The sequence below is a fragment of the Pseudomonas sp. TE31087 genome, assembly GCF_057284075.1.
Window position 1 is genome coordinate 760,892 of record NZ_JBXVNN010000001.1, and the last position, 26,738, is coordinate 787,629.

The 26,738-nt window shown below is 64.3% G+C and carries 25 protein-coding genes and 1 pseudogene; 14 read left to right on the forward strand and 12 right to left on the reverse strand.

All coding sequences use genetic code 11. The features are described 5' to 3' along the window. Positions 1–25 precede the first annotated feature (25 nt). Both ACZ899_RS03565 and ACZ899_RS03570 read left to right on the forward strand, forming a co-directional pair. Positions 26–331: a putative quinol monooxygenase gene (locus tag ACZ899_RS03565; protein WP_203652340.1), complete on the forward strand. Its 306-nt coding sequence runs from the start codon at positions 26–28 to the stop codon at positions 329–331. Positions 332–345: 14 nt separating this feature from the next. Next, positions 346–1,191, forward strand: coding sequence for a type 1 glutamine amidotransferase domain-containing protein (locus ACZ899_RS03570; RefSeq protein ID WP_203652341.1), 846 nt, complete (start codon positions 346–348; stop codon positions 1,189–1,191). A 151-nt stretch (positions 1,192–1,342) separates the two neighbouring features. Here ACZ899_RS03570 and ACZ899_RS03575 read toward each other — a convergent pair whose 3' ends face one another. Together ACZ899_RS03575 and ACZ899_RS03580 are read right to left on the reverse strand one after the other, a co-directional pair. After that, on the reverse strand, positions 1,343–1,549 hold the full coding sequence (locus tag ACZ899_RS03575) for a hypothetical protein (protein WP_203652342.1): 207 nt from the start codon (positions 1,547–1,549) through the stop codon (positions 1,343–1,345). 170 nt (positions 1,550–1,719) lie between these two features. Next, positions 1,720–2,208 (reverse strand): signal peptidase II, encoded by a 489-nt coding sequence (locus ACZ899_RS03580; protein WP_234562902.1) that lies wholly within the window; start codon positions 2,206–2,208, stop codon positions 1,720–1,722. Positions 2,209–2,403: 195 nt separating this feature from the next. Here ACZ899_RS03580 and ACZ899_RS03585 point away from each other — a divergent pair, with 195 nt between their 5' ends. Together ACZ899_RS03585 and ACZ899_RS03590 are read left to right on the forward strand one after the other, a co-directional pair. Continuing rightward, positions 2,404–3,450: a class I SAM-dependent methyltransferase gene (locus ACZ899_RS03585; protein ID WP_234562903.1), complete on the forward strand. Its 1,047-nt coding sequence runs from the start codon at positions 2,404–2,406 to the stop codon at positions 3,448–3,450. 131 nt (positions 3,451–3,581) lie between these two features. Continuing rightward, positions 3,582–4,442 carry an AraC family transcriptional regulator gene (locus ACZ899_RS03590; RefSeq protein WP_234562904.1) on the forward strand — a complete coding sequence of 287 codons (861 nt, stop codon included), beginning with the start codon at positions 3,582–3,584 and terminating at the stop codon, positions 4,440–4,442. A 64-nt stretch (positions 4,443–4,506) separates the two neighbouring features. Here ACZ899_RS03590 and ACZ899_RS03595 read toward each other — a convergent pair whose 3' ends face one another. The 3 genes and pseudogenes from ACZ899_RS03595 to ACZ899_RS03605 form a co-directional block, all read right to left on the reverse strand. Next, a complete protein-coding gene (locus ACZ899_RS03595; protein ID WP_234562905.1) occupies positions 4,507–6,072 on the reverse strand; it encodes a hypothetical protein in 1,566 nt (521 codons plus the stop codon). A 169-nt stretch (positions 6,073–6,241) separates the two neighbouring features. Next, on the reverse strand, positions 6,242–6,736 hold the full coding sequence (locus tag ACZ899_RS03600; protein WP_028691443.1) for a DUF934 domain-containing protein: 495 nt from the start codon (positions 6,734–6,736) through the stop codon (positions 6,242–6,244). Continuing rightward, a pseudogene (locus ACZ899_RS03605) lies at positions 6,720–8,373 on the reverse strand (nitrite/sulfite reductase). The gene ACZ899_RS03600 and the pseudogene ACZ899_RS03605 overlap by 17 nt, the downstream one beginning before the upstream one ends. Positions 8,374–8,590: 217 nt before the next feature. Between ACZ899_RS03605 and ACZ899_RS03610 the strand changes: the two are divergent. Next, the gene (locus ACZ899_RS03610; RefSeq protein ID WP_234562906.1) at positions 8,591–9,667 is read left to right on the forward strand and encodes an ABC transporter substrate-binding protein; all 1,077 of its coding nucleotides are present in this window, start codon (positions 8,591–8,593) and stop codon (positions 9,665–9,667) included. A 373-nt stretch (positions 9,668–10,040) separates the two neighbouring features. Here ACZ899_RS03610 and ACZ899_RS03615 read toward each other — a convergent pair whose 3' ends face one another. Continuing rightward, positions 10,041–10,259, reverse strand: coding sequence for a DUF2970 domain-containing protein (locus ACZ899_RS03615; RefSeq protein WP_050706106.1), 219 nt, complete (start codon positions 10,257–10,259; stop codon positions 10,041–10,043). A gap of 45 nt (positions 10,260–10,304) precedes the next feature. After that, complete coding sequence (locus ACZ899_RS03620) at positions 10,305–11,246, reverse strand: LysR family transcriptional regulator (RefSeq protein WP_050706105.1); 942 nt, start codon at positions 11,244–11,246, stop codon at positions 10,305–10,307. Positions 11,247–11,385: 139 nt separating this feature from the next. Here ACZ899_RS03620 and ACZ899_RS03625 point away from each other — a divergent pair, with 139 nt between their 5' ends. The 3 genes from ACZ899_RS03625 (at position 11,386) to ACZ899_RS03635 (ending at position 14,598) form a co-directional block, all read left to right on the forward strand. Further along, the gene (locus ACZ899_RS03625) at positions 11,386–12,615 is read left to right on the forward strand and encodes an acyl-CoA dehydrogenase (RefSeq protein ID WP_234562741.1); all 1,230 of its coding nucleotides are present in this window, start codon (positions 11,386–11,388) and stop codon (positions 12,613–12,615) included. Between the two features lie 178 nt (positions 12,616–12,793). Further along, positions 12,794–14,206 carry a PAAR domain-containing protein gene (locus ACZ899_RS03630; protein ID WP_234562740.1) on the forward strand — a complete coding sequence of 471 codons (1,413 nt, stop codon included), beginning with the start codon at positions 12,794–12,796 and terminating at the stop codon, positions 14,204–14,206. Beyond that, a complete protein-coding gene (locus ACZ899_RS03635) occupies positions 14,203–14,598 on the forward strand; it encodes a hypothetical protein (protein ID WP_203652350.1) in 396 nt (131 codons plus the stop codon). Before ACZ899_RS03630 ends, ACZ899_RS03635 begins: the two co-directional genes overlap by 4 nt. 608 nt (positions 14,599–15,206) lie before the next feature. Here the strand turns inward: ACZ899_RS03635 and ACZ899_RS03640 are convergent. The 3 genes from ACZ899_RS03640 to ACZ899_RS03650 all read right to left on the reverse strand — a co-directional run bounded on the left by ACZ899_RS03640 (position 15,207) and on the right by ACZ899_RS03650 (position 19,006). After that, positions 15,207–16,559, reverse strand: coding sequence for an SPFH domain-containing protein (locus ACZ899_RS03640; RefSeq protein ID WP_234562739.1), 1,353 nt, complete (start codon positions 16,557–16,559; stop codon positions 15,207–15,209). 170 nt (positions 16,560–16,729) lie between these two features. Beyond that, positions 16,730–18,142: a purine-cytosine permease family protein gene (locus ACZ899_RS03645; protein WP_203652352.1), complete on the reverse strand. Its 1,413-nt coding sequence runs from the start codon at positions 18,140–18,142 to the stop codon at positions 16,730–16,732. A 411-nt stretch (positions 18,143–18,553) separates the two neighbouring features. After that, positions 18,554–19,006 (reverse strand): Lrp/AsnC family transcriptional regulator, encoded by a 453-nt coding sequence (locus tag ACZ899_RS03650; protein ID WP_203652353.1) that lies wholly within the window; start codon positions 19,004–19,006, stop codon positions 18,554–18,556. 112 nt (positions 19,007–19,118) lie between these two features. Here ACZ899_RS03650 and ACZ899_RS03655 point away from each other — a divergent pair, with 112 nt between their 5' ends. Beyond that, positions 19,119–19,733, forward strand: a complete 615-nt coding sequence (locus ACZ899_RS03655) for a LysE family translocator (RefSeq protein WP_198744729.1) — start codon at positions 19,119–19,121, stop codon at positions 19,731–19,733. 60 nt (positions 19,734–19,793) lie between these two features. Further along, a complete protein-coding gene (locus ACZ899_RS03660; RefSeq protein ID WP_203652354.1) occupies positions 19,794–20,261 on the forward strand; it encodes an FAD/FMN-containing dehydrogenase in 468 nt (155 codons plus the stop codon). A gap of 78 nt (positions 20,262–20,339) precedes the next feature. Here ACZ899_RS03660 and ACZ899_RS03665 read toward each other — a convergent pair whose 3' ends face one another. Further along, positions 20,340–21,089 carry an SIR2 family NAD-dependent protein deacylase gene (locus tag ACZ899_RS03665; RefSeq protein ID WP_234562738.1) on the reverse strand — a complete coding sequence of 250 codons (750 nt, stop codon included), beginning with the start codon at positions 21,087–21,089 and terminating at the stop codon, positions 20,340–20,342. Positions 21,090–21,230: 141 nt separating this feature from the next. Between ACZ899_RS03665 and ACZ899_RS03670 the strand changes: the two genes are divergently transcribed. The 4 genes from ACZ899_RS03670 to ACZ899_RS03685 all read left to right on the forward strand — a co-directional run bounded on the left by ACZ899_RS03670 (position 21,231) and on the right by ACZ899_RS03685 (position 25,791). Further along, complete coding sequence (locus tag ACZ899_RS03670; protein ID WP_234562737.1) at positions 21,231–21,647, forward strand: RidA family protein; 417 nt, start codon at positions 21,231–21,233, stop codon at positions 21,645–21,647. Between the two features lie 202 nt (positions 21,648–21,849). Beyond that, the gene (locus tag ACZ899_RS03675; RefSeq protein WP_234562736.1) at positions 21,850–22,350 is read left to right on the forward strand and encodes a GNAT family N-acetyltransferase; all 501 of its coding nucleotides are present in this window, start codon (positions 21,850–21,852) and stop codon (positions 22,348–22,350) included. 140 nt (positions 22,351–22,490) lie between these two features. After that, positions 22,491–24,590 carry a putative bifunctional diguanylate cyclase/phosphodiesterase gene (locus tag ACZ899_RS03680; RefSeq protein ID WP_234562735.1) on the forward strand — a complete coding sequence of 700 codons (2,100 nt, stop codon included), beginning with the start codon at positions 22,491–22,493 and terminating at the stop codon, positions 24,588–24,590. 322 nt (positions 24,591–24,912) lie between these two features. Further along, positions 24,913–25,791, forward strand: coding sequence for a DMT family transporter (locus ACZ899_RS03685; RefSeq protein ID WP_234562734.1), 879 nt, complete (start codon positions 24,913–24,915; stop codon positions 25,789–25,791). Positions 25,792–25,803: 12 nt separating this feature from the next. Here the strand turns inward: ACZ899_RS03685 and ACZ899_RS03690 are convergent, their stop codons facing one another. Beyond that, entirely contained in the window at positions 25,804–26,712 is a 909-nt protein-coding gene (locus ACZ899_RS03690; protein ID WP_232855552.1) for an AraC family transcriptional regulator, read from the reverse strand. Between the last annotated feature and the right edge of the window lie 26 nt (positions 26,713–26,738).

Genomic DNA, 26,738 nt, shown 5'->3' on the forward strand with positions numbered 1-26,738 from the left:
GCCCAACCTGTTGAGGGAGTCGCCCATGACCATCGCCATTTTCGCCATCATCCAGCCCCTTCCCGAATACCGTGACGCTACCGAGCAGGCCCTGCGCCGGATGGTCGAGCATTCCCGTGCCGAGCCAGGCAACCTGCGCTACGACTTGTTCGTGCGCGAGGGCGGGACGCTGGCGTTCGATCTGTTCGAGCTGTACGTCGACGAGGCCGCCGTCGAGGCCCATCGCCAAAGCACCCATTACCAGGCCTACCGCGCCGCCACCGCCGATTGGCTGGCCGCACCGACCCAGGTGCAGCTTGCCCGTCCGTTGGACATCGCGCCATTCAACTGAATCAGGAATCGACCATGAACAAGATTGCTCCCGTTGCGCTGGCGCTGGCCGGCGCCTTGCTGGGTGGCCACGCCGCCGCTGCCGCGAAGGGCGAAGTGCTGGTGCTGCTGTCCAGCGAGAACCAGTTGCCGCTCAAGGACGGCAAACAGTATCCCACCGGTTATTATCTCAACGAGTTCGGCGTGCCCGCCGACCGCTTGCTCAAGGCCGGCTACAAGCTGGTGCTGGTGACGCCCAGGGGCAATGCGCCGAGTGTCGACGAACGCTCGATCGACCCGATGTACTTCGGCGGCGATGCCGGCGAGATGCAGCGAATCCGCCAGGTGGTCGAAAGCCTGCCGGACATTCGCGACACGCTGTCGTTGAAGGAGGTGCTGGCGGGCGATCTGGATCGTTACGCCGGGATCTTCATCCCAGGTGGCCATGCGCCGCTGATCGACCTGGCCAACAACCCGGACGTCGGCACCTTGCTGCGTCATTTCCACCAGGCCGGCAAGCCCACGGCCGCCATCTGCCACGGCCCGATCACGCTGCTGTCGGCGCAGCAGGATCCGGTCGCCTATCGCGCCGCATTGGCCCGTGGCGAAACCCCGGCAGCCGGAGATTGGAGCTACCAGGGTTATCGCATGACCATCTTTTCCGACCCGGAGGAGCAGGTGTTCGAAGGTTCGCTCAAGGACCAGCGCCTGCAGTTCTATCCGGCCAAGGCCATGGCCGGCGCGGGAGGTGACATGAGTTATGCCGAGGCCTGGCAGCCCCATGTGGTGGTTGATCGTGAGTTGATCACCGGGCAGAACCCGTTCTCCGACAAGGCGTTGGCCGATGCGCTGCTGGAGCGGTTGGAGGCTGCAGGGCAATAGCGATTCAGGTGCTTGGCGAAACAGGTATAGCGCCTATGAGATCGAGCGCCGCGCGGGCGGCGCTCGATCTCATAGGCGCTGCAAGGGTTACGGCAGGCACCTGGCGGCCTAAACGCGATCAATAGCTTCGCGACACCAGGGCTCACATTTCTCAGGTGTTTGAGAGCCTGCGTGGCTTGCGCGGCCTGCCAGCATAGGCTGAGCTTTCGACATTTTTGAAGGCATCAATGACTTCATCTGTAAGGAAACTGCCGTACTGCTTCGATGCTAGAAGTCGGGACAACTTCTCGACGGCAATAGCCTCGAAGTAGGCGACGTCTGAATTGACCTCATGCTGATCTTTTATCTCTTCGTCCATGCGCTGCCCTCGAATGCAGGAAAACTGAGGTAGCGTGAAATTAACTCGAGTTGCTCTCGGACTGGGCCTTGAGAGTTGAAGGAAGTTTCCTGGGCTTGTGTGGCCAGTATCTGGCCAAGCGATTTTGGAGGTCGGACGCCCCTGGGTGCGCGACCTCCTGGCAAGAGGGATCAGACCCTGGCCGGTTTCTTCCAGGCACCCAACGCCAGCACCAGCGCACCCGCCATGATGCCGATGTCGGCAAGGTTGAACACGCCGGTATGCAGCGGCCCAAGGTTGAGCACGAGGTAGTCGACCACATGCCCGTCGCGCAGCACCCGGTCGATCAGGTTGGCCAGTCCGCCCATGGCGATGAAGTAGGCTGCGCCGGCCTTCACCGGGGTCGCCTGCCAGTGCCTGAGTGCCCAGGTCACGGCCCAGCAGCAGGCCACGCCTACCGCGGCGACGAAGATCAGTTGCTTGAGGCCCGGCGACAAACTGGCGCCGAGGCTGAGGAACGCGCCCGGGTTCAGGCTCAGGGCCAGGTCGAGCCAGGCGATCTGGTTGCCGAATACATAGCTGTGGTTGTTCAGGGCGACCAGGGCGATCAGTTTCACCCACTGGTCGAGCAGGATGAAGGCGACGCCGAGGATCAGGACGAGGGTACGGCTGGAGGGCATGCAGGCAATTCCTTCGCTGCGCGGGCGCGGCCGTCCGGTATTGGCGGGGCTGCCGACAGCGCGGCGAAGATAGCGCAGGCGGGTCTAGACTTAAAGTCCGGGTCGGTTGCAGACGCGGCCCGATCATCCATCCGACCACCGCCTCCCGGACCGGACGTCGCCGACGGTGGCCTTCTGGCAAGAGGAGGGCAGGTCATGGACGAGGCACGGCTTCAGGCATTCATGGGCAAGCTGGTGGGCGACATGGGCGCGGCGGCGACGCTGGCCAATGTCATTCTAGGGGATGAACTCGGGCTGTACCGGGCCATGGCCGACAGCCTGCCGGTCACCCCCGAGGCGCTGGCCGAACGCACCGGTTGCCAGCCAAGGCTGGTGCGCGAATGGCTCAATGGCCAGGCCGCGGCGGGTTACCTGGTGCATCACGACGGGCAGTTCACCCTGCCGCAGGAGCAGGCCATGACACTGGCCCTGGAGGACTCCCCGGTCTACATGGCCGGTGGTGCCTCGGTGCTGGCGGCGCTGTTCCATGACAAGGACAAGCTGGTCGCGGCCATGCGCGGCGACGGCGCGCTCGCCTGGGGCGATCATCATCCATGCATGTTCAGCGGTACCGAGCGCTTCTTCAGGCCGGGCTATCGGACCTTCCTGGTGGCCGACTGGCTACCGGCACTGGAAGGCGTGGTGGCCAAGCTGCAGGTTGGCGCCCAGGTGGCCGATGTCGGTTGTGGCCACGGTGCCTCGACCATCGTCATGGCCGAGGCATTCCCGGCCTCGCGCTTTATCGGCTACGACTACCATGCACCGTCGGTGCAAACTGCCAGCGAGCGGGCCCGCGATGCGGGGGTGGGCGACCGGGTCAGCTTCCAGCAGGCCTCGGCCAAGGACTACCCCGGCCGCGACCTGGACCTGGTGTGCTTCTTCGATTGCCTGCATGACATGGGCGATCCGGTGGGGGCGGCGCGGCATGCCTATCGGGCGCTCAAGGACGACGGCACGGTGATGCTGGTCGAGCCGTTCGCCGAGGATACGCTGGATGCCAACATCAACCCGGTCGGCAGGCTGTTCTATGCGGCGTCCACCTTCATCTGCACGCCCAACTCGCTGTCCCAGGAAGTGGGACTGGGGCTGGGGGCCCAGGCGGGCGAGGCGCGCCTGCGGGCGGTGTTCGAAGAGGCTGGGTTCCGCCAGTTCCGCAGGGCGACGCAGACACCGTTCAACTTGATTCTGGAGGCCAGGAAGTAGAGATTCGTCGGTACTGTTCTCGGTGCGGGGCAAGCCCGACTACCAAGGGATGTTTGAGCAAATACGGCTAGGCGGGCCCAGGTGCGGATCGGCGAACCTGTGGCCTGCCGTGATTCCAGGAGCAACCGAGCTTGTCCGTCAATGCCCATTACAAGACCCGCTTCGACACTGTGCTCGCCTACATCCAGGACAACCTGGAAGGCGATCTGTCGGTGGAGGCCCTGAGTGTGGTGGCGCACTTTTCGGTGTTCCATTTCCATCGTCAGTTCAGCGCTTACGTGGGCGTGCCGGTGGCCCGCTATGTGCAGCTGATGCGTTTGCGTCGTGCGGCGCATCGGCTGGTCGGCCAGCCCGGGCACTCGGTGCTGGAGGCCGCGCTGGAGGCGGGCTTTGAAAGCCCGGAAGCCTTCAGCCGGGCGTTCCGGCGGGCATTCGGGCACGCGCCCAGCGCGTTCCGCCGCCGGCCCGACTGGCAGGTATGGAACACGGTGTTTGCCATCCCTCATTTTTCCAGGAGCATCACCATGCAGGTACGAATCGTCGATTTCGCCGCCGTGCGCCTTGCGGCGCTGGAGCATCGCGGGCCGGCCAGCCAGGTCAGCGAGACCGTGCGCCGCTTCATCGAGTGGCGCATGAGCAGCGGGCAATCGCCTGTGGCCAGCAGCCGCAGTTTCGGCATCCCGTTCAACAACCCGGATACCACGGCACCGGAGGACTTCCGCTTCGCCATCTGTGGGGAAATCCACGAGGCGGTGGCGCCCAACGCCCAGGGCGTGCTGGAGTCGGGCCTGCCCGGTGGGCGTTGCGCCGTGGTGCGGCATGTCGGCTCGCCGGATCATATCGGCGAGACGATCTACCCGATCTACCGCGATTGGCTACCGGCCAGTGGCGAAGAGCTGCGCGATCATCCGCTGTTTTTCCATTATCTGAGCATCTACCCGCAGACGCCGCTCGAGCAGTGGCAGACGGACATCTACGTGCCGTTGCGCTGAGCGCAGACAAGCCCGCCCCTGCAGTCCTTGCGGGGGCGGGCTTGTCTGTGCGGCGGCGTCTCGGTCAGTCGTGGATCTTCGCCGGGTCGGTTTGCAACTGCCACAGCCCGGCATGGGCCGCCAGCTGTGCGTCGAGGTCGTACTGGCTACCGTTGCGCCGGGCCTTCTCATCGGTCTTGAACAGATCGTCGAGCAGGTTCAGCAGGTTGCGCGAGCGGCTCACCGATTCGGGCGTGCTGACATCCGACTCGAGCTTGCCACCCTCGTAGGTGAGCACGCGCTTGGTGCTGGTGGCCTCCTGGGTGGCCTTGGCTTCCTTGAGCACGTTGTCGACGAACGCCAGTTCGGTGGTGCTGCTCGCCGTTTCGCTGAGCGTGTGGTAGCGATAGTTCTTCTCGTCGAACGGATCCGCTTCGGTCAGCTTGGCCGCGGACGACAGGCTCGAATGCCAGGCGGCGTCCAGCTTGGCCTCCTGGCGTTGCTGACGGGCGATGGTGGTGCCCTGGCCACTGGTCGAGGTCGATTGCGACACCTGGTAGGCGAAGCGGTCTTCCTCGTCCAGGCGCCGCGCATTCAGGCGGCTGGACGGTTGCACGATCGAGGCCTTGAAGTCGGCCAGGCCGCTGAGCAGCGCGCGGCTGTAGGTGTTCACCGCGTCGTTGTGGCCCGCCGGGCGCGGGCTGTTGTCGTCGATGCTGTTCAGTTGGCTGAAGGCATCCTTGAGCAGCGAGGTCAGTTGTGCATCGCCCTTGCCGCGTTTCTGCGCATCGTCGAACTGGGTCAGGTAGTTGTCCAGGGCGGCCTGGCGCTGGGCCTTGCCGCCCAGCAGCGCACCACCCTGGCTATCGAGGTCCAGCTGCACCTGGCCGCTCGGGCCATCGAGTTTCAGGCTGCGGGTGGAGCCGTCCAGGCGCAGGTCGAAGGTCTGTTGCCCACCGCTGGGCAAATCCAGCTTGGCGTTCATCTGCAGGCCGCTGAACAGGCTCGGGTCGAGCTTGACCAGCGCGCCGAGCTGCAGGCTCGGCGGTTGCCGGGTCAGGCCATTGATCGCCGACTGGAAACCGTCGGCCAGGGCGGCCAGGCCCTTGAGCTCGTTGGCGTTCAGCTCGCCGCCCTGGACTTCGGCGTCGACCGCCAGGCCCCGTTCACCGTTGTACAAGCCCAGTTTTACCGTGGCGCCGGAGGCAGTGGTGAGGCTGAGGGTGACGGTATTGCTGGCGAACTCGCGCAGGCGTGCCTGCTGCAGGCTCAGCGCGGTGGTGTCGGTCTCGTTGAGCTGCAAGGCGGATTGGGAGACGCGCTGGCCGCCGTTGGCCGCCAGTTGTTCCACCAGGGCGCTGCCCAGGCCCTGGAAGCGGGCGGCGGTGGTGGACGACTTGACCGCGCTGAACATGTACATGCTCAGCTTGTCCAGTCCGTCCTGTTCCCAGGTGTAGCTGGGCTGCGCGCTGTCCAGCGTGCCTCGCGAGGTGTAGGTCTCGCTGTCGGGAATGCGGGTGTCCTGCCCCAGGCTGACCTGGGTGCCAGGGGCGCTGGCGACGCTCGCGGGTTGGCGAACGATCAGGTTCTGCGCGGGAGCAGGTGGCGTTTGGATCGGCGTCAGTCGCAGTGCCGAAGTGATCGGGCTCATCGTCGCTGTCCTTGCGGAGTGAAAAGGATATGCCCTGATATCGGCATGCCATCAGCAAACCTGAGCGAGCGTTCGGATTTTCCCTCGGCCATATCCGGACTGATCGTCTTGCAGGCGTAAAAACGAATCGGCCCGCCAGAAGGCGGGCCGAGCGTACGGCAAGCGACGATCAGCGGCGGCGGAACAGCGGCAGCGGTTCGTCGGTGGCGCCCTGGTAGGTCACCGAAAAGTCCTTCAGGCTCTGCAGCGCGTCTTCCGGGTCCTTGTCGGCACGGATGGCGAACGCGTCGAAGCCGCAGCGGGCCATGTAGAACAGCTGGTCGCGCAGCACGTCGCCGATGGCGCGCAGCTCGCCCTTGAACTTGTAGCGGTCACGCAGCAGGCGCGCGTTGGAGTAGTTGCGCCCGTCGGTAAAGGCCGGGAAGTTCAGGGCGATGACCTGGAAGTGCTCGACGTCTTCACCGATTTCCTCGGCTTCCTCGTCGCTGTCCAGCCAGATGCCCAGGCCGCCATCGCGGGCCTTGAGCAGGCTCGGATGATCGCGCCACAGCTGCAGCGGCACGATGTAGTCGTCGCAGTTGGTCAGCTCGTCGATCGAGACGTCCTTGGGCAGCAGGTGCCAGGTTTCGTCGACGATCTGGTTGTTCTTAATGATTCGCTGCATAGACGCGTTCCTTGAAGGGGTCGATGCCGATCCGCTGGTAGGTGTCGATGAAGCGCTCGTCTTCGGTGCGCTGCTCGACGTATACATTGATCAGCTTCTCGATCACGTCGGCCATGTCGTCCTGGGCGAAGGAGGGCCCGAGGATCTTGCCCAGGCTGGCGTCGCGGGCAGCGTTGCCGCCCAGCGAGACCTGGTAGAACTCTTCGCCCTTCTTGTCCACGCCAAGGATGCCGATGTGGCCGACGTGGTGGTGGCCGCAGGCGTTCATGCAGCCGGAGATGTTCAGGTCGAGCTCGCCGATGTCGAACAGGTAGTCCAGGTCGTCGAAGCGGCGCTGGATGGATTCGGCGATCGGGATCGACTTGGCGTTGGCCAGCGAGCAGAAGTCACCGCCCGGGCAGCAGATGATGTCGGTCAGCAGGCCGATGTTCGGGGTGGCGAAGCCTTGCTCGCGCAGTTCCAGCCAGAGGGCGTGCAGCTGGCGCTGCTCGACGTCGGCGAGGATGATGTTCTGCTCGTGGGAGGTACGCAGGTAGCCGAAACTGTAGCGTTCGGCGAAGTCAGCGACGGCGTCGAGCTGCTTGTCGGTCAGGTCGCCCGGGGCGACGCCGGTGGGCTTGAGCGACAGGGTCACGGCAACATAGCCCGGCTTCTTGTGCGCGCGGGTGTTGCGCGAACGCCAGCGGGCGAAGCCTGGGTGCTCGGCGTCCAGGGGGGCGTAGTCGACATTGTCGAGGGCCAGGTACTCGGGGTCGACGAAGTGACGGGCAACGCGCTGCACTTCGTCCTCGGTCAGGGTGGTGCTGCCGCCGCGCAGGTGGGCCATCTCGGCCTCGACCTTCTCGGCGAACACTTCCGGGGATGAGGGCCTTGACCAGGATCTTGATCCGCGCCTTGTACTTGTTGTCACGGCGGCCGTAACGGTTGTACACGCGCAGGATGGCGTCCAGGTAGCTGAGCAGGTCCTGCCAGGGCAGGAACTCGTTGATGAACGAGCCGATCACCGGGGTACGGCCCAGGCCGCCGCCGACCAGCACGCGGAAGCCCAGCTCGCCGGCGGCGTTGCGCACCGGCTCCAGGCCGATGTCGTGCACTTCGATGGCGGCGCGGTCGTCGCTGGAGCCGTTGACGGCGATCTTGAACTTGCGCGGCAGGTAGGCGAATTCCGGGTGGAAGGTGGTCCACTGGCGGACGATCTCGCACCACGGGCGCGGGTCCACCAGCTCGTCGGCGGCGACACCGGCGAACTGGTCGGTGGTGACGTTGCGCAGGCAGTTGCCGCTGGTCTGGATCGCGTGCATCTGCACGGTGGCCAGCTCGGCGAGGATCTCCGGGATGTCTTCCAGCGCCGGCCAGTTGTACTGCACGTTCTGGCGGGTGCTGATGTGCGCGTAGCCCTTGTCGTAGTCGCGGGCGATCTTCGCCAGCATGCGGGTCTGACGGGCGTTCAGCTGGCCATAGGGCACGGCGACACGCAGCATCGGCGCGAAACGTTGGATATACAGGCCGTTCTGCAGGCGCAGAGGGCGGAATTCTTCTTCGCTCAGCTCACCGGCCAGGTAGCGGCGGGTCTGATCACGGAACTGCTTGACGCGGTCCTCGATGATCCGCTGATCGTACTCGTCGTATACGTACATATAAGTCCTGTCTCAGGCTAGCATGCAGCTAATCGCGCGCACGGCCGCGCACTCCGGGTCGGAGCCGAGGCACGATAGCAGAGTGGGTTTATGCGCTAAAGTGATGTTTTTGCATATGAAAAGAACCATTTGGACTAAGTGAGACTGACTGGCATTTGTCCGCGCCGGTACATCGCGGCGCTATAATCCGGGGTTTGCTCCGCAGGGAAGTAACAGCATGCTCAAGGCCTTGTGCCAGAGCCTGTGCCTGAGCCTGCCGCTGGCAGCGAGCGCACAGGCCGCGTCCGTGGTGTTCCTCAACCCGGGCTATTCCAACGAGACGTTCTGGGTCGATTACTCGCGCTTCATGCAGGCCGCCGCCAACGACCTGGGCATGGCCTTGCGCGTGCAGTACAGCGAGCGCCGCGCCGACCTCGCGCTGACCCAGGCCCGCGAGGTGCTGCAAGGACCGCAGCGCCCGGACTACCTGGTGCTGGTCAACGAGCAGTATGTCGCGCCGGAGATCATCCGCCTGTCGCGGGGTACCGGGGTCAAGCTGTTCCTGGTCAACAACGGCCTTACCGACAGCCAGGCGCACAGCATCCAGGCGCAGCCGGACAAATACCCCGAAGTGCTCGGTACCCTGGTCAGCAACGACGAGGAGGCCGGCTACCAGATGCTCAAGGTGATGGCGGCGCAGCTGCCGGCCGAGTCGCAGGCGGTTGAGCTGCTGGCCTTCGCCGGGGTCAAGACCACGCCGGCCTCGCAGTTGCGCGTGCAGGGCATGCGCCGGGCGTTGGCGGAGTTCCCCCAGGTGCGCCTGCGCCAGGTCGTGTACGGCGGCTGGAGCCGCCAGCGCGCCTTCGAGCAGGCGCAGATGCTGCTGGAGCGCTATCCCGACACGCGCCTGGTGTGGTCGGCCAACGACCAGATGGCGTTCGGTGCCATGCAGGCATTCGAGGCGCTGGGCAAGCTGCCCGGCCGCGATGCCCTGTTCAGTGCGGTCAACAGCTCGCCCGAGGCCCTGCGGGCGCGGATCGACGGACGCCTGAGCGTGCTGATGGGCGGGCATTTCACCCTGGGCGGCTGGGCCATGGTCATGTTGCATGATGACGCCCAGGGGCTGGCGGTGGGGCGCGACGGTCAGCGTGAACATAGCGTGCCGGCCTTGCAACTGATCGACCCGGACAAGGCCCGACGCTGGCTCAAGCTGCTGGAACAGGACAACCACGGCATCGATTTCCAGCGATTCAGTGCCGAGGGACGCCCGGCGGACTTTCGTTATCCCTTCCTCACGTCACCCGTCGACTATTGAAAGACCCTGCTTGAGGGAAGGGCATTGCTGGACTTAACTGCTGCTTGTGAAGTGCATTCCCATAACCACTACAAGAGGCAATGCAATGGGAAACTCTACCAAGGTCCGCAAAGCTGACAGCAGTGTCGATGCCTGGGCGATCCTGTGTCTGATCGTGCTGGTGGTGGTCACTGCGGTGTACTGGGTCAGCCATCAGTAGCGGATAACTGCTCGAGACCGTGAGTAACACCTGAACCGCCCGCGGAAGGGAAATCCGCGGGCGGATTGCGTTTTGGAAACAGGTTCGCAAATCTCGTGGGAGCGGGCTTGCCCCGCGATGAACGTGCATGATCGCGGGGCAAGCCCGCTCCCACGAGTGATGGGTCGTTGCTGACTAACGCGCCGTCAGGTGCATCGCCAGCTGCACCAGGCCGATCAGCACGAAGATGAAGATCAGCGTGAACAGCGTCCCCATCACGATGAAATGGCTGGCCTTGCCGTAGGTGAAGTCGCGGGCGCGGTTCTTGCCGCTCTGCACGCCGAAGGCGGCGGCGAGGATGCTCTGCAGCATCTGCCAGAAGGTCGGTGGCTTGCCGTGTTGGTGATCGTCCATGAGTGGCTCCCTGATTCAGAGGCAATCACCGACAGTGTAGGCGACTCAGGCCGATGCCATGGCCGGATCCGCCTGTTCCTGCTCATCCTGGGCCACCACCCGTTCGCACAGCTCGATGATCTGCTCGCGCATCCAGCGGTTGGCCGGGTCCTGATCGGTGCTTTCGTGCCAGTACAGGTGGGTCTCCAGCGCCGGCACCTCCACCGGCAGCGGTTGGTGGCGCAGTTGGTGGCGACGGGCGAAACGCTCGGGCACGGTCATGACCATGTCGGTCTGCTGCAGCACCTGCGAGGCCATCAGGTAGTGCTGCGAGCGCAGCGCGACACGCCGCTGCACGCCCATCTTGCCCAGGGCCAGGTCCACATAGCCCAGGCCGTTGCGGCGGCTGGAGATATGGATGTGGGTCATGGCCAGGTAGCTGTCCAGGGTCAGCTTGCCGTCGGCCTGCGGGTGGCCGGGGCGCATGGCGCAGACGTAGCGGTCCTGCATGAGCTTGACGTGGCGCACCTGCGGGTCGGTGTTCAGCGGCGCGTCGACGGCGAAGTCCAGGCGCCCGGCAGCCAGTTCCTTGGTGGTCTCGCGGCGCTTGCACAGGAAGCTCTCGATCACCAGTGCCGGGGCCAGCCGACGCAGGCGCTGGAACAGCGGCGGCAATATCACTGCCTCGGTGAGGTCGGTCATGCTGATGCGGAAGGTCTTGCTGGCCTGCAGCGGGGTGAAGATGCGGCTTTCCTGCACCGAGGTGCGCAGCAGCGACAGTGCGTTGCGCACCGGGCCGATGATGTTCTGCGCCATGGGCGTGGGCACCATGCCCTGGGCGGTGCGCACGAACAGCGGGTCATTGAAGGTCTCGCGCAGGCGCGACAGGGCGTTGGACACCGCCGGCTGGGTGATGCCGACGATCTGCCCGGCGCGGGTCAGGTTGGCTTCGGTGTAGATGGCGTCGAAGACGATGAACAGGTTGAGGTCGACCTTGCTGAGGTTCATGGCGCCGCTCTTTGTTGGAGTTATCGGGGGATCATATATTGGTTATGAATGTTTATACACGTAGAAAATAGACTAGGTGGATGAAGGGTGGCTGTTCTAGGCTCAGGTCCATGTTCTTCATTGACTGAAGGTAGCCCCGATGGATTTCGCCTATTCGCCCAAGGTCCAGGCACTGCGCGAGCGCGTCAGCGCATTCATGGATGCATACGTCTACCCGGCCGAGCCGGTGTTCGAGCGCCAGGTCGCCGAGGGCGACCGCTGGCAGCCCACCGCGATCGTCGAGGAACTCAAGGCCAAGGCCCGCGCCGAGGGGCTGTGGAACCTGTTCCTGCCGGAGTCGGAGTACGGCGCGGGGCTGACCAACCTCGAATACGCGCCACTGGCCGAGATCATGGGTCGTTCGCTGTTGGGGCCCGAGCCGTTCAACTGCTCCGCGCCGGACACCGGCAACATGGAAGTGCTGGTGCGCTACGCCAGCGAGGCGCAGAAGCGCCAGTGGCTCGAGCCTCTGCTGCGCGGCGAGATCCGCTCGGCGTTCGCCATGACCGAGCCGGACGTGGCCTCCTCGGACGCCACCAACATGGCCGCCACCGCCGTGCGCGACGGTGACGAGTGGGTGATCACCGGCCGCAAGTGGTGGACTTCCGGCGCCTGCGATCCGCGCTGCAAGGTGATGATCTTCATGGGCCTGTCCAATCCGGACGGCCAGCGCCACCAGCAGCACTCGATGATCCTGGTGCCCACCGACGCACCCGGGGTGAAGATCGTCCGCCCGCTGCCGGTGTTCGGCTACGACGACGCGCCCCACGGCCACGCCGAAGTGCTGTTCGAGAACGTCCGCGTGCCTTATGAAAACGTGCTCTTGGGCGAGGGCCGCGGCTTCGAGATCGCCCAGGGCCGCCTTGGCCCGGGCCGCATTCACCACTGCATGCGCTCGATCGGTATGGCCGAACGCGCCCTGGAGCTGATGTGCAAGCGCTCGGTCGAGCGCACCGCCTTCGGCCGGCCCTTGGCGCGGTTGGGGGGCAACGTCGACAAGATCGCCGACTCGCGGATGGAGATCGACATGGCCCGCCTGCTGACCCTGAAGGCCGCCTACATGATGGACACCGTCGGCAACAAGGTGGCGCGCAGCGAGATCGCCCAGATCAAGGTGGTGGCGCCCAACGTTGCGCTGAAGGTGATCGACCGGGCCATCCAGATCCATGGCGGGGCGGGGGTGAGCGGTGATTTCCCGCTGGCGTACATGTATGCGATGCAGCGCACCCTGCGCCTGGCCGACGGGCCGGATGAAGTGCACCGGGCGGCGATCGGCAAGTATGAGATTGGCAAGTATGTGCCGAAGGAGATGTTGCGCAGCGGGCACTGAAGAGCATCGTGACCAGCCCGCTCAGGTTCGGCCGCACGCCTGGACAGGCTGGTTACAGGGTTGGTTTTAGGACTTTTCTCTAGGCAGAGTAGGAAAGTTCTCTTTCGCTTTTTCTCGGGTAACAGGGCGAGCTTCATTTGTTAGGTTCTTGAGCTTTCAGCGCAAAAGGAACCTGCACATGTATCGCGTCAGTCTTGATGGGAAAGGCCAGGCAGTAGATGGTGATGTCACCACCACGGGTGCAATTTGCATTGCCAGCGGTGAGGGTTACATCTGTGATGGGCGAAAGGTCCTGCGGGTCGGGGACTCGACTACCGAATGTCCGCTCTGCTGCCAACCTGGCGTCGTTGTAGAGGGCTACCTCGGGTGGATTTCCGACGGTCAGCCACTGGCGATGGATGGTTCACTGGTTGCCTGTGGCTGCCCGAACGGCAGTAACAGGGTGGTTGCTCCTTTGGGTGGAATGGCGCCGTCCAGTCATCCCATGCATGGCAGGCAGACAAACGCGGCGACGGCCCCCGGCGCCCGCACTCTCCATGCCCCAGCCAACGCACAGATGCCTGGCGCCATCGCGTCTGCGCAAGTCGGGTTGGAACCCGGTTTTCATATCGTTCCCCGCAGCATGTCCGGTCCCCAGGTACTGGCGCAGTTGTTGGCGCAGGACAGCACACTGCCTATTGCACGCATCCAGCGCCTGAACCCTACCTTCGAGCAAGGTTTCAAGGCCGGTGAAATCTTTGTCCTCGGTGACCCCGACAATCACCACGCCTGCACCCGCGAGGAGGCCGACCTGATGGCTGCGGCGCAGCGGGCGCGGGAGGCACTGGCTGTGCTCGACGAGCAGGAGGCCAACTTCATGATGCAGCACATTGGCGAGATCGCCGGAGTGCTCAACGGCGCGAGTCAATCCATGGGCGTGGGCAAGGACATGCTGTCGCGCGGGCTGGGGCAGGTTGGGGATACGCTCAAGGGGCTCGAGCGCCTGCATCAGCGCGAGTTCACTTTGCATGGTCATCTCAATAGCCCGCAATTCTTCGAATCACGTCGAGCGCTCTATCAGCAACTGGATGCACAGCTGCGTAGTGCGTTTCTAGGCAAGTACCTGAACCTTGGTGGGCATGAAAGCCTGCGTAAGAGCTTGAATATCTCCACCAAAAGCCTCGTTCATCACTGGTCCAAGGCTGGTGCGCCGGGGGCGATACCGGGGTATGCGACACATTTGGATGAAGTGGCGAAGATGTCGAAGTATTTGAAGTATGGGGGGCATGTGGCGGTGGGGTTAGGTGCGACATCGTCCTACCTTAAAGTACAAGAGGTATGTCGTGCAGGGGAAACTGAGCAATGCAGAAAGGTTCGCTTCACTGAAGCTGGCAGCTTTGCTGGCGGGCTTGCCGGTGGCGTTCATGGTGCACGGGTAGGCACCCTGATGGCCACCTTCTCTTGTGGAGCCGTAGGTGCTGTTACAGCTGGCGTAGGGGGTGCTGCGTGCGGTCTAGTGCTTGTGGGGGCAGGTTCATTCATCGGTGCCACAGGTGGTGGTATGGGAGGTGAGTGGCTAGGAGAAGCTTTGTATGAGTGGCGATCGAAATGAGCAGTTTCTGGTCGACGGGATGGGCCATGGTGTTTATGGCGATACCGTTTTTGCTTTGCCAGATCGGATTGATCATGAGTTTGATGCTTACTCGTGAGAGTTGTTACGACCGTGTTGTCAAAGCGCTCCCCAGAAGTGTTTGGGTGGAACAGCGGAGACGTTCCTTTGATGAGCTAAGTTTCAGATCAAGGTGGTATTTTATAAATACAGTCAGTGGGGCGTTTCTCTACCCTTCTTATGTCATTCGCAAAGGCCTTTTTGACGAGAGCGAGGTAGTGGCTTTCCCTGCCGGTCTTCGATGCATGATGGTTGTATCTGCCTGGTTTTCCATTGTTGGATTTTTATGGTTGATATTTGCAGTGGCGTTGCTGGCGTTTACACGGGTTGGTTGATCATTATGATTGACCTCAGTGGATGGCCTGTCGGTTTACGGATAGTGCTGCTGATTGCTCCATTTGTATTGTTGATCATCGGCGTCGCTATCAATGCCTATATTGCAGGGTCGCGTCACTTCAATGTTATGTGTCATGCCTTTCGACGTAGTAGTGGTCTTGACGACGAGGTCGCTGTATGGGGTACGAAAAATTTGAAGTCACGGATGTTGATCGTTAGCACCATGAGCCTTGGTGTGATATGGCCATCCTTTGGGCATCGTTGTGGGTGGTTGAGCATTAAAGATAGCGATGAATTTCCGAGTTACCTGAAATGGAGGATGAAGTTAAGCAGCTATTGTTTACTGGCTGGCTTAGGGGGGCTGTTTTTCCTAACGACATTTGTGAAGATCATAGAGTCATGAATGTTTAGGTGCTGTTCGCAAAACGCTACACTAGTGTCCTGTCTCGGAAATAGGTTGTTCACTTTTGGCGGCGTCTTGGGCGCCCGGCCGGCGTTGCCACTGCTCGCCATAGCCCTGCTATGACTCGTCGCGGCGCCTTGGCCGAACACCCAAGCCAGTCGCCCAAAGAGAACGTATTTCCGAGACAGGACACTAGGGGTTTACTCAAGGTGTCTTGAGGTCGAGCACCAGATCCTTCGCGGCCTTGGTCGCGAGCACGCTCATCAGTTTGCCCATCTCGTCTTGACGACCAAGCCCCGCGTCGGAGCCTCCCATCATCACGCTGGGCACCGGCGCCTGGGCTGCTGCGTTGGCCCAGGCGCGGTTGATCTGTACCAGGGCGTCGAGCTTGGTCTGCAGGGCGCCGTCGGCCTTGAGCGAGGCTTCACGTGCATAGGCTTCCGCGTCGGCCGTGATCTTGGTGGCCTCGGCGTTGACCTTGGCCTTGTCTCGGAGCAGCTCGGCGGTTTGCTTGTCGATCTCGGCCCGGCGTTTTTCCCGTTCGGCATTGATCAGGGTGAGCTGTTTCTCGGTCTCGGCTTCCGTGGTGCGTTCGATTTGCTGGCGCAGGCTTTCCTGGCGCTTGGCCTCGACGTCCTTGGCGCCGCGGGCGGAGACCAGCTCTTTCTCTTCTTCTTCCTTGAGCCGGTTCTGCCGGGCCACGGCGAGCTCGGCCAGGGCCTGCTGCACCCTCACCATGCGTTCCTGGTACTGGGGGTTGGGGTCGATGTGCGTCACCCGGGCATCGACGACTTCGACGCCGAACAGGCGGAACTGTTGTTGCTTGCGCAGTTCCTGGCCGTCCTTGTCGAGTTTCTTTTCGATGACGAAGCGGGTCGCGGAGTTATCGCCGAAGCTGCCCTGGTCGGTGCCCGACTGGAGTATCGCGGTCTGTGCCGGCAGGTTGTCGCGCTGCACGCGAATCTCCTTGCGGCTGGTCAGGTACAGGCCGTTGCGCAACTGGTTCTCGAACTCGGCGCCAAAGTGGCTGCGGTTGCCGGCGTAATAGTCATCGGCGCTCATCAGCGAGGCGGTGGCCTGCAGGGTTTCCTTGACGGCGGGCAGCAGGGCGCGCTGCAGGAAGTTGTCGGGGGTGCGGTACTCCTGGGCAATCTTCAGGAAGGCATCGCCCGAGGGCAGGCGGAACTGGGTGCTGAACTCGGCCTTGGCATCGACGTTGCCGAGGAACACGATCGGCAGGTTTTCCAGGATCACCGACGGTTGTCCGCTGCGGTTGTCCTCCTGGTTGTCCACCCGCAGGGCGGACTGGACGCCAATGGTGCGTCGCCAGACCGTGCTACGACCGAACCACTTGGTCGCATAGCCGACATCCTCGACCACCTTCTCCTCGCCGAAGATCGTGCGCACGTGAGTCATCTGGCCCGCTTCGTTGTAGAAGAACACTTCGTTGAACACGGCAGCGATGGCGCCGAGGGCAAGCACCGGCAGGACGATGGCGGCAATCAGCTTGCGCTTCTTGCGCAGGATCGTGAAGTCGGGGGCTGGCAATTTTTGCATGGGACACTCCTTGTGCGGGAAGTGCGTATGCTCGCCAAGGTGTTTTGCCTGGAGTAGTCAGCTGGGTCCGCTTGCTATGTAGGACGTTTCTGGGTGAGCGGTGGGCATGCCAGGCAATGGCAGAAGACCCGCCGCGGCGGGTCTTCCTGTCGATCATCAGCCCGGCGGATTCAGACCCCCGCCGCCAGCTTTGCACTCACTTGCCGACGACGATATTCACTGTCCCGGCTGGCCAGCCACCAGTACAGCGGCGAGGTGATCGCCAGCCCCACCAGCCACGACAGGTCGGCGCCATTGATGTGTACGGACACCGGCCCGACATACAGCGGTGTGTTCATGAACGGGATCTGCACCGCGATACCCACCGCGTAGGCAATCAGCGCCTGGGGGTTGTAGCGGCCGTAGATGCCGCCGTCGACCTTGAAGATCGAGTCGATGTCGTAGTCGCCCTTGTGGATGACATAGAAGTCGATCAGGTTGATCGCCGTCCACGGCACCAGCACCACCAGCAGCACCAGCACCATGTCGACGAAGTGGCCGATGAAGTCCGCCGAGGCGAACACCGCCACCACGCAGCAGGCGGCCAGGACGATCAGCGACAGCACGGCGCGGCTCTTGGCGGTGGGGATCCAGCGGTAGGCGAAGGTCTGCACCAGGGTGATGATCGACAGCACCGCGCCGTACAGGTTGAGGGCGTTGTGGCTGATCACGCTGAGCAGGAACAGCACCAGCATCAGCGGGCCGAGGGTGCCGGTGGCGAGTTTGACCGCGTCCATGGTGTCCATCCCGGCCGGGATCGCCAGCACCGCGACCGCGCCGAAGATGAACGACAGGCTCGAGCCCAGGGCCGAGCCCAGGTAGGTGGTCCAGAAGGTCGAGGACACCTTGACGTCGGCCGGCAGGTAGCGCGAATAGTCCGACACGTAGGGGGCGAAGGCGATCTGCCACAGCGCCGCCAGCGACACGGTGGCCAGCCAGCCGGCCAGGTTGAAGCCGCCGCGGGTGAGGAAGTCGTCGCTCTGCACATGGCTGAAGATGTAGCCGAAGCCGACCACGATGCCGATGCCCAGCACCCAGGTGCCGATGCGGTTGAGCACGTGGATGAAGCGGTAGCCGATGATGCCGATGATGCCCGAGCCCAGGGCGCCGATGACGATGCCTACCGGCACCGGCACGCTGTCGACCACGCCGTGCAGCGACTTGCCGGCCAGGACGATGTTGGAGGCGAAGAAGCCGATGTACATGACCCCGGCGATCACCACCACCAGCAGGGCGCCGAGCGAGCCGAACTGGGCGCGGCTCTGGATCATCTGCGGGATGCCCATCTGCGGGCCCTGGGCCGAGTGCAACGCCATGAGCACGCCGCCGACCAGGTGGCCGACGAGGATCGCGACGATGCCCCAGACCAGGTTGAGGTGGAACAGCTGCACGCCCAGCGCGCCGGTGACGATGGGCAACGGCGCGATGTTGCCGCCGAACCACAGTGTGAACAGATCCCTTACCTTTCCATGGCGGTCTTGCGGCGGCACGTAGCCGATCGTGTGTTTCTCGATGAGGGGTGCCGAATTGGCTGCACTGGTCATGACTGACTCCAAGGCAAGGTGGGGCATCGGGGGAGGCCCGGGTGCGTGCCGGCAAGGGGCGACGCGTTCTTGTTGGAGCGATGATGCGGGGCGGGCGGGTATCGAGAAATTAGTAAATTTGTGCTCATGAACCTTAAAAAACCTAAGGCTGGCAAAAGGTTAAGCGGGGGACGGGAGCAAGGAAGGTGCCAGGTGGCGGGAGCGCCTGAGGTAGGTGGGTTGCCGGGGCTGCGGGTGGCTTCGGGTGCGCGGTGGTGGTGCAGAATGAGCATTGCTGGTGCACGGGTACAGGTTGACCAGGCCGGCCCATTCGCGGGTAAACCCGCTCCCACAGGTTCATCAATAGCCTGCGGAATCTGTGGGTTTACCCGCGAATGGGCCGGTGCAGGCAATACATACCGACCAGGCTACCTACATCGGCAACAACCGGTCCTGGATCACCTCCTTCATCACCAGCGTCGAGCTCAGGCGTTTGACATTGGGAATGCTGGTCAGCTGTTCGTCGTACAGTTTCTGGAACGCCGGCAGGTCCCTGGTCACCACGTGCAGCAGGTAGTCCGGATCGCCGAACAGGCGCTGGGCCTCGACGATCTGTGGAATGTCCGCGAGCGCCGCCTCGAAGTCCGCCACTGGCTGGCGGGTCACTTCGCGCAAGGTCACGAACACCAGCGCAGCGAAGTTCAGGCCCAGGGCCGCCGGGGCCAGGCGGGCGTGGTAGCCGAGGATGGCGCCGGATTCCTCCAGCGCCTTGAGGCGGCGGTGGCAGGGCGACAGGCTCAGGCCCACGCGCTCGGCCAGCTCGGTGACCGACAGGCGCCCGTCTTTTTGCAGCTCGGCAAGGATCTTTCGATCAGTTCGATCCATGGGGGAGAATCTTCCATCGATTGGCTTGGTAGAGGGAATATACGAAAGAAAATCCCCGGGCGATATCCGTAGTCTTTCTTTCACCGAAACCTGTGTGAAAGGAAGGATCGAAATGACCATGAGTGTATTGGCGGCGTTCTGGGCCGTTTCCCTGCTGTTCGTGATCACCCCCGGTGCCGACTGGGCCTATGCCATCTCGGCCGGCATGCGCGGACGCTGGGTGGTGCCGGCGGTGGCGGGCATGTTGTCCGGGCATTTCCTCGTCACCCTGGTGGTGGCGGCCGGGGTCGGCAGCCTGCTCGCCGGGCATCCGCTGGCGCTGACCCTGCTCACCCTGGCCGGCTGCCTCTACCTGCTGTGGCTGGGCGGCAACTTGCTGTTGAGCCCGGCGGTGCCCGAGGCGGGCGAGGGCGGCGAGCGCGACTCGGGGTCGCGCTGGGCGTTCAAGGGCTTGTGCGTCAGTGGGCTGAATCCCAAGGTCTTCCTGCTGTTCCTGGCGTTGCTGCCACAGTTCACCGACCCGCAGTCGAGCTGGCCGCTGCCGTTGCAGATCCTGCTGCTGGGGCTGGTGCACCTGGGCAGCTCGCTGGTGATCTACCTGATGGTCGGCTACGGCGCCAAGGCCGTACTGCGCACCCGGCCCGCGGCGGCGCGGGTGGTGGGGCGGTTGTCCGGCGGCGTGATGATCCTGATCGCCGTGGGGCTGATTGCCGGGCAATTGCGCTGAACCTGTCAACGGCGGCGGCTTGGGCTATGCTGACGGCCCTTACGAACCGGACCGACAACCATGAAATACGCCGCCGCACTCCTGCTCAGCCTGCTTCCGTTCCTGGCTCACGCTGCGCAGACCGGGGAAACCCTGGCGCCCTGGACCCTGCTCGACCAGTACGACCAGCCCTACAGCCTGGGCAGCGACACCCGCATCCTGCTGGTCGCCCGCGACATGGACGGTGCCAAGCTGATGAAGGCGGCCCTGGCCGAGCAGCCCAAGGGCTACCTGGAGGCGCGCAATGCGGTGTTCGTCGCGGATATCCAGCGCATGCCGGCGCTGATCAGCAAGCTGTTCGCCATCCCGGCCATGCGCGACTACAGCTACCGGGTGCTGCTGGACCGTGAAGGCCAGGTCGCCAGTCGTTATGCCGGCGAGGAGGGCAAGGTGCTGTGGCTCTCGCTGGACAAGGGCGTACTGGTCGGGCAGAAGACCTATACCGCTGCCGATGACCTGAAAGCGGCGCTGGAGCAGGCCGGCCACTGAGCCGATGGCCCTGTGCAGGCGAGCCTCGTGGGAGCGGGCTTGCCCCGCGAAAGGGCCACCAGCGACAGCGCGGCAGGTTCAGGTAAACGCCTGGCGCATCAACTCAGGCAACATTTCGCCCGCCTTGCCGGCCAGCACGAACTCTCGCGGATGCCCCTCGCTCTCAGGCTGCGGATTGACATGCACCACCGTCGCCCCCGCCGCCAGCGCCAGCCGTGGAATCGAGGCCGCCGGCTGCACCACGCCGGACGTTCCCACCGACAACAGCAGGTCGCATTGCTGCGCGGCGTCGAACGCCCGCTCCAGCGTCTGCTCCGGCAACATCTCGCCGAACCACACCACCCCGGGCCGCAGCGGCCCGCCGCAACGGCTGCAGCGCGGAGGCTCAATGCGCCGGCCTTGCAGGGCGTCCTCGGGCAGGGCCACAGGCGCGTCCGCCGGACGTGCGCAGTCCAGGCAGCGGAACGCGTCCAGCCGCCCATGCAAATGCAGCACGTCCTGGCTGCCGGCGCGCTCGTGCAGGTCGTCAACGTTCTGCGTCACCAGGGTCAGCTTCGGTACCCGCGCCGCCAGCGCGGCGATGGCCTGGTGAGCGGGGTTGGGCGTGGCCTGGGCGATCCCCGCTCGGCGCATCTGGTACCAGCCCCAGACCAGCGCCGGGTTGGCGCGAAAGCCTTCGGCGCTGGCCAGTTGCGCTGGGTCGAAACGCTCCCACAACCCGGTCAGCTTGTCGCGGAAGGTGGCGATGCCGCTTTCGGCGGATACCCCGGCACCGGTGAACACCACCACGTGGCGGGCTTGGGTGAGCAAGGTTGGATCGAACGGCATGGGGGCTCCAGGACGACGGTGCGAGGGCGCCACTGTGCCAGTGGGGCCGGAAGGCGACAAGCACCGGGGAGTCGGGGGCTTGACCTCGACCTAACCTGAGGTTTGATACTCGGCCGCTCATTCCATCGACGGAGCGATACCATGACCCAGCCAGCCGCCTTCGCCCTGAGCAACCCCGAAGGCCTCTACGACCCCAGTGGCAATGCCTATTCCCATGTCGCCGAAGTGCGTGCCGGCAGCCGCCTGCTGTACATCGCCGGGCAGGGCGGCGAGGACCTGCAGGGCAATCTCTCGGCGCGTTTCGACGAGCAGGCGCGTCAGGCCCTGGTGAACCTGAAGATTGCCCTGGCCTCCCGTGGGGCCACTCTTGAGCACGTGTTCAAGCTCACCTTGCTGGTGGTCGATCATTCCGAGGCGCGCCTGAGCCAGTGGGTGGCCGAGGCCGAGCGCGCCTGGGGTGGCAGGATGACGCCGACCTGCACGCTGATTCCGGTCCCGCGCCTTGCGCTGGACGGGATGCTGGTGGAAGTGGATGCGGTGGCGGCGCTGCCCGAATGACCTGGCTCTGCACAATACCTGTAGGAGCGGCCTTGTGTCGCGAATGGGCCGCAAAGCGGCCCCGGCGATCTGTGCATCAACTCTGAAATCCTGGGGCCGCTTCGCAGCCCTATCGCGACACAAGGCCGCTCCTACAGGGGGACGTGCAAGACCTTGGTCCACGATGGGCTGGTAGACTCACGATTTGAATCGAGCCTGCGCCATGACCGCCCCTGTCGAACTGCACCAGACCGGCCCCGAGCACGTCGAACTGGTGCGCAACCTCTACCAGTTCTACGCCTACGAGTCCTCCGACTGGGAGCAGGAGGACGTCGAGGTGGACGGGCGCTTCTACATCCACGAGCCGCACTTCGCCCGCTACTGGCAAACCCCCGGCTGGAGCGCCAACCTGATCCTGGTGGACGGCTTCATCGCCGGCTTCATGCTTATCGAGCGCAGCGAACTGCCCGGCATCGAGGCCTGCGAGTTGGCCGACCTGTTCATCCTCAAGAAGTACCGCCGCCAGGGCGTGGGCCTGGCGGTGGCGCGCCAGACACTGTGCCAAGGCGACAGCGACTGGCTGGTGCGCTGCTATCGCGAGGATACCCCGGCCCTGGCGTTCTGCCAGGCAGTGCTGGCGGACCTGCCGCGTCCGGTGCGGGAGATCGCGCTGGATGACGAGCCGCATCTGCGCAATTTCCTGGTGACCCGACGGCGGCACTGAATCCCTGCAGATTTTTTGTGACGCACTTCACAAAAGCCCTGCGTCGAGCGGCATAATGCCAGCACTTCGTTATTTCGGACTGTTCCGACATACGGTCCGGAGGTTTCCTATTCCTGCTGTGAAGGAGTCAGGTCATTCCCATGCCGCTCGCCGCCAATCCCGACATGATGTACCGGTTGTTGATCCAGAGTGTGGCGGACTACGCCATCTACCAGCTCACCCCCGAGGGCATCGTCGCCAACTGGAACCCGGGCGCGCAGCGGGCCAAGGGCTACCAGGCCGAGGAGATCATCGGCCAGCACTTCTCGGTGTTCTATACCGACGAGGACCGCCATGCCGGCCTGCCGGCGCTCAGCCTGGACACCGCGCGTAACGAGGGGCGCTTCCAGGCCGAAGGACTGCGCCAGCGCAAGGACGGTTCGCACTTCTGGACCAGCGTGGTGATCGAGCCGATCAAGGATGAACACAGCGGCCAGTTGATCGGCTATGCCAAGATCACCCGCGACATCTCCGAGCGCCGCCAACATGAGCTGGAGCTGCTCAAGGCCAAGGAGCTGGCCGAACAGTACAGCCAGGAGATGACCACCCTGTCGCAGTTCCTCGACTCGGTGATCGCCAACATTCCTGCCAGCGTCATCGTCCAGGACCTGCAGAGTCAGCAGATCCTCCTGGCCAACCAGCAGGCCGAGCACCTGTTTGGCCGCCAGGGCACGCGCATGGTCGGCCAGCTGCCCGGCCAGTGCCTGGTGCCAGCGGCCGTCGACTACCTCGAACAGCAGCTGGCCCGCGGGGCGCGCAGCAGCAAGGGCTATGCCGCCGAAACCCGGGTCGACACCGCCACGGGGCCGCGCACCCTGCGCAGCCGGGCCACGCTTTGCGACAACCGCGAAGGGCAGGGGGACTACGTGCTGTTCGTCGCCGAGGACGCCACCGAGGAACTGGCCGCCCATGCCCAGATCCATCACATGGCCCACCACGACGCGCTGACCGGGCTGCCTAACCGTACCCTGTTCCATGAGCGTCTCAAGCAGGCGCTGCTGCGCGGCGAGGACAGCGACAAGCTGACCGCCGCCCTGTGCCTGGACCTGGACAACTTCAAGAACATCAACGACACCCTTGGCCACGCTTTCGGCGACAAGCTGCTGCGCGCCCTGGGCAAGCGCCTGCGCCGCGAGCTGCGCGAGCACGACACCCTGGCCAGGCTCGGTGGCGACGAGTTCGCCGTGGTGCTGTCGGGCCTGGAGACCGGCGACGCGGCGCGTAACACTGCCCAGCGCCTGATCGAAGCGATCTGCCCGCCGTTCCATATCGAAGGGCACCAGTTCAGCGTGGGGGTGAGCATCGGCGTGGCGGTCGCGCCCGACGACCACGACCAGGCCGAGCAGTTGCTGGGCTACGCCGACATGGCCCTGTACGAGGCCAAGCGCAATGGCCGCAACCGCTACGAGTGCTTCCATGTCGAACTGGATGTCGCCGCCCGCCAGCGCCGCCTGGTCGAGACCGACCTGCGCACCGCGCTACACCTGGGCCAGCTGCAGCTGCACTACCAGCCGGTGGTGGACCAGCAGAGCGCCAGCGTCACCGGCTACGAGGCCCTGCTGCGCTGGGAGCACCCGAGTCGCGGCATGATCATGCCCATGGATTTCATCCCCATCGCCGAGGAGACCGGCCTGATCCACGAGATCGGCGCCCGGGCGCTGAACCTGGCATGCCAGGAGGCGGCCAGCTGGGGCACCGCGCAGACGGTGTCGGTCAACCTGTCGGCGGTGCAGTTCAAGAATGCCAACCTGGTGCACACCGTGGCCCTGGCCCTGGCCGACTCGGGGCTGCCGGCCACGCGCCTGGAGCTGGAGATCACCGAGTCGGTGCTGCTGGGCAACAGCGAGGAGAACGTGCGCACCCTGCGGGCATTGAAGGATCTGGGTGTGTCGATTTCCCTCGACGATTTCGGCACGGGGTATTCCTCGCTCGGCTACCTGCGCTCGTTCCCCTTCGACCGGATCAAGATCGACAAGTCGTTCGTCCACGACATGTGCGAAAGCCGCGAGGCGATGTCGATCATCCGCGCCATCACCGAGCTGTCCAACAGCCTGATGATCAAGACCACGGCCGAAGGGGTGGAGTCGGCCGAGCAGATGGAGCGTCTGCTGGCCGAGGGCTGCTCGCATTTCCAGGGCTACCTGTACGGCCGACCGGCACCGGCGAGCGAGCGCTTGACGCAGGTTATGCCGCGGTCCTGAACGCACAACCAATTTTGGACTGCATGCTCGATCCGGGTTCTAACGTGGGAGCGGGCTTGACCCGCGATCACCGGCAAAGCCGGTGCCATGCATCGCATCGCGGGGCAAGCCCGCTCCCACGCTGGTGATGCTTGCCACCCTGAAAGCCAAGCTCAATAGGCTGAGCGATCTCCTGAACAAACCACACTCTCCTTCGGCAAAAGTGGTCGATCAGCGAACAAAATGTACCGGTTGGACCACAAGGCTTTGTCGCGTCCCCGGGTTCTCTTCTAGAATCCGCCCATGCCCCGGCACCATGCCGGGGCCATCGCCCGAGAGCCTCATGAGTTCCAGTTCGCCGCTGTCCGGAGTCAACCAGCCGCTGCGTGGCATCGCCCTGGTGGTGGTGGCCACCTTCCTGTTCGCCAGCCACGACGCACTGTCGAAACTCCTCGGTGGGATCTACCCGATCATCATGGTGGTCTGGGTGCGTTACCTGGTGCACACCCTGCTGATGGCCGGGATCTTCCTGCCCAAGGCGGGCCTCGCGGTGCTGCGTACCCGCCGGCCATTGTTGCAGACGCTACGCGCGCTGAGCCTGCTCAGCACCAGCCTGCTGTTTACCGCCGGCTTGCAGTACCTGCCGTTGGCGGAGGCGACCTCGGTCAACTTCCTCGCGCCGGTGCTGGTCACCGCGCTGTCGGTGCCGCTGCTCAAGGAGCGAGTGACGCCGGGGCAGTGGTTGGCGGTGGTGATGGGCTTCATCGGTGTGCTGGTGGTGGTGCACCCGGGCGGGGCGATGTTCACTCCGGCCATCCTGTTCCCCTTCGGCTCGGCGCTGGGGTTCTGCTTCTACCAGTTGCTGACGCGCAAGCTGGCCGCCCACGACACTCCAACCACCAGCAACTTCTATGCGGGGTTGTGCAACACCCTGATCCTGACGGCGCTGGTGCCGTTCTTCTGGCAGGTGCCGCAATGGCCCCATGTGCCGCTGATGCTGGCGCTGGGCGGCTGCGGGATGACCGCGCACCTGTTGCTGACCCAGGCGTTCCGCCATGCCGCACCGGCATTGCTGGCGCCGTTCAGCTATTGCCAGATCGTGTTCGCCGGGCTGCTGGGGCTGGTGGTGTTCGGCCAGGTCCCGGATGGCACGAGCCTGGTCGGCATTGCGGTGATCTGCCTCAGCGGGCTGGGGGCGGCCTGGATGCAGCGAAGGGCGTGAGGGGCATGTTCCTCAGCCAGCACCCTGCTGTTTGCGATAGGCCCCGGGTTGCACGCCGACCGCCTTGGCGAACGCCCGGGTAAAGGCCGCCACCGATTGATACCCCGCCTGCGCGCCCACCTGTTCGACGGTATTGCCCGCCTTGAGCAACTGGCAGGCATGGCGCATGCGCAGCGCCAGCAGTACCTGCCCGGGCGATTGCCCGGCCAACTCGTTGAAGCGCTTGAAGAAGGCCGAGCGCGAAAGCCCCGTGCAGGCCGCCATGTTCTCCAGCGTCCAGGCCTGCCCCGGCTCCTCGATCAAGCGTTCCAGCAAGCCGGCGAAGGCCGGCTGGCGGGCGAGGGCGACCAGCCCGCCCAGCGAGTGGCCGGCGTGCACCTGCTGGCGCAGCACATACAGGAACAGCAGGTGGGTGAGGCGTTCCAGCAGCGCCTGGGAGGGCTGCGGGCGACGGCATTCCTCGAGGATCAGCCCGAACAGCGCCCGCGCCGCGCTGCCGGCCGGCTCGCTGGCGCGCAGCAGGATCCAGTCCGCCAGCCCGTCGACGATCAGTGACGACAACCCCGACTGGAAGTGGAAGAACCCGCACACCAGCCCCACGCCGTCGCCCGCTTCGAGGTCCAGCGCCTGCATGCTCCGGCGCGGCTGGGCACAGGCGTCGGCGGCATCCTCGTCGTTGGAAAGTCGATAGGCCAGGTCCCGCAAAAGGAATACCGCATCGCCGCTCTCCAGGCGCAGCGGCTGCGCCTGGCCATCGATATGCAGCCAGCAATGGCCCTGCACCACCAGGTGGAAACTGGCCCGGCCCATGCCCTGGGTGCTGGCGTGCCAGCCCCCGCAGTAGCGGCCGACATGGAACAGGCTGGCGTCGAGCTCCAGACTCTCTAATAACCAATCGACGAGGGGGCTGGAAGAAATCATCTAATGCAAGGACTCTGGAGCAAGGA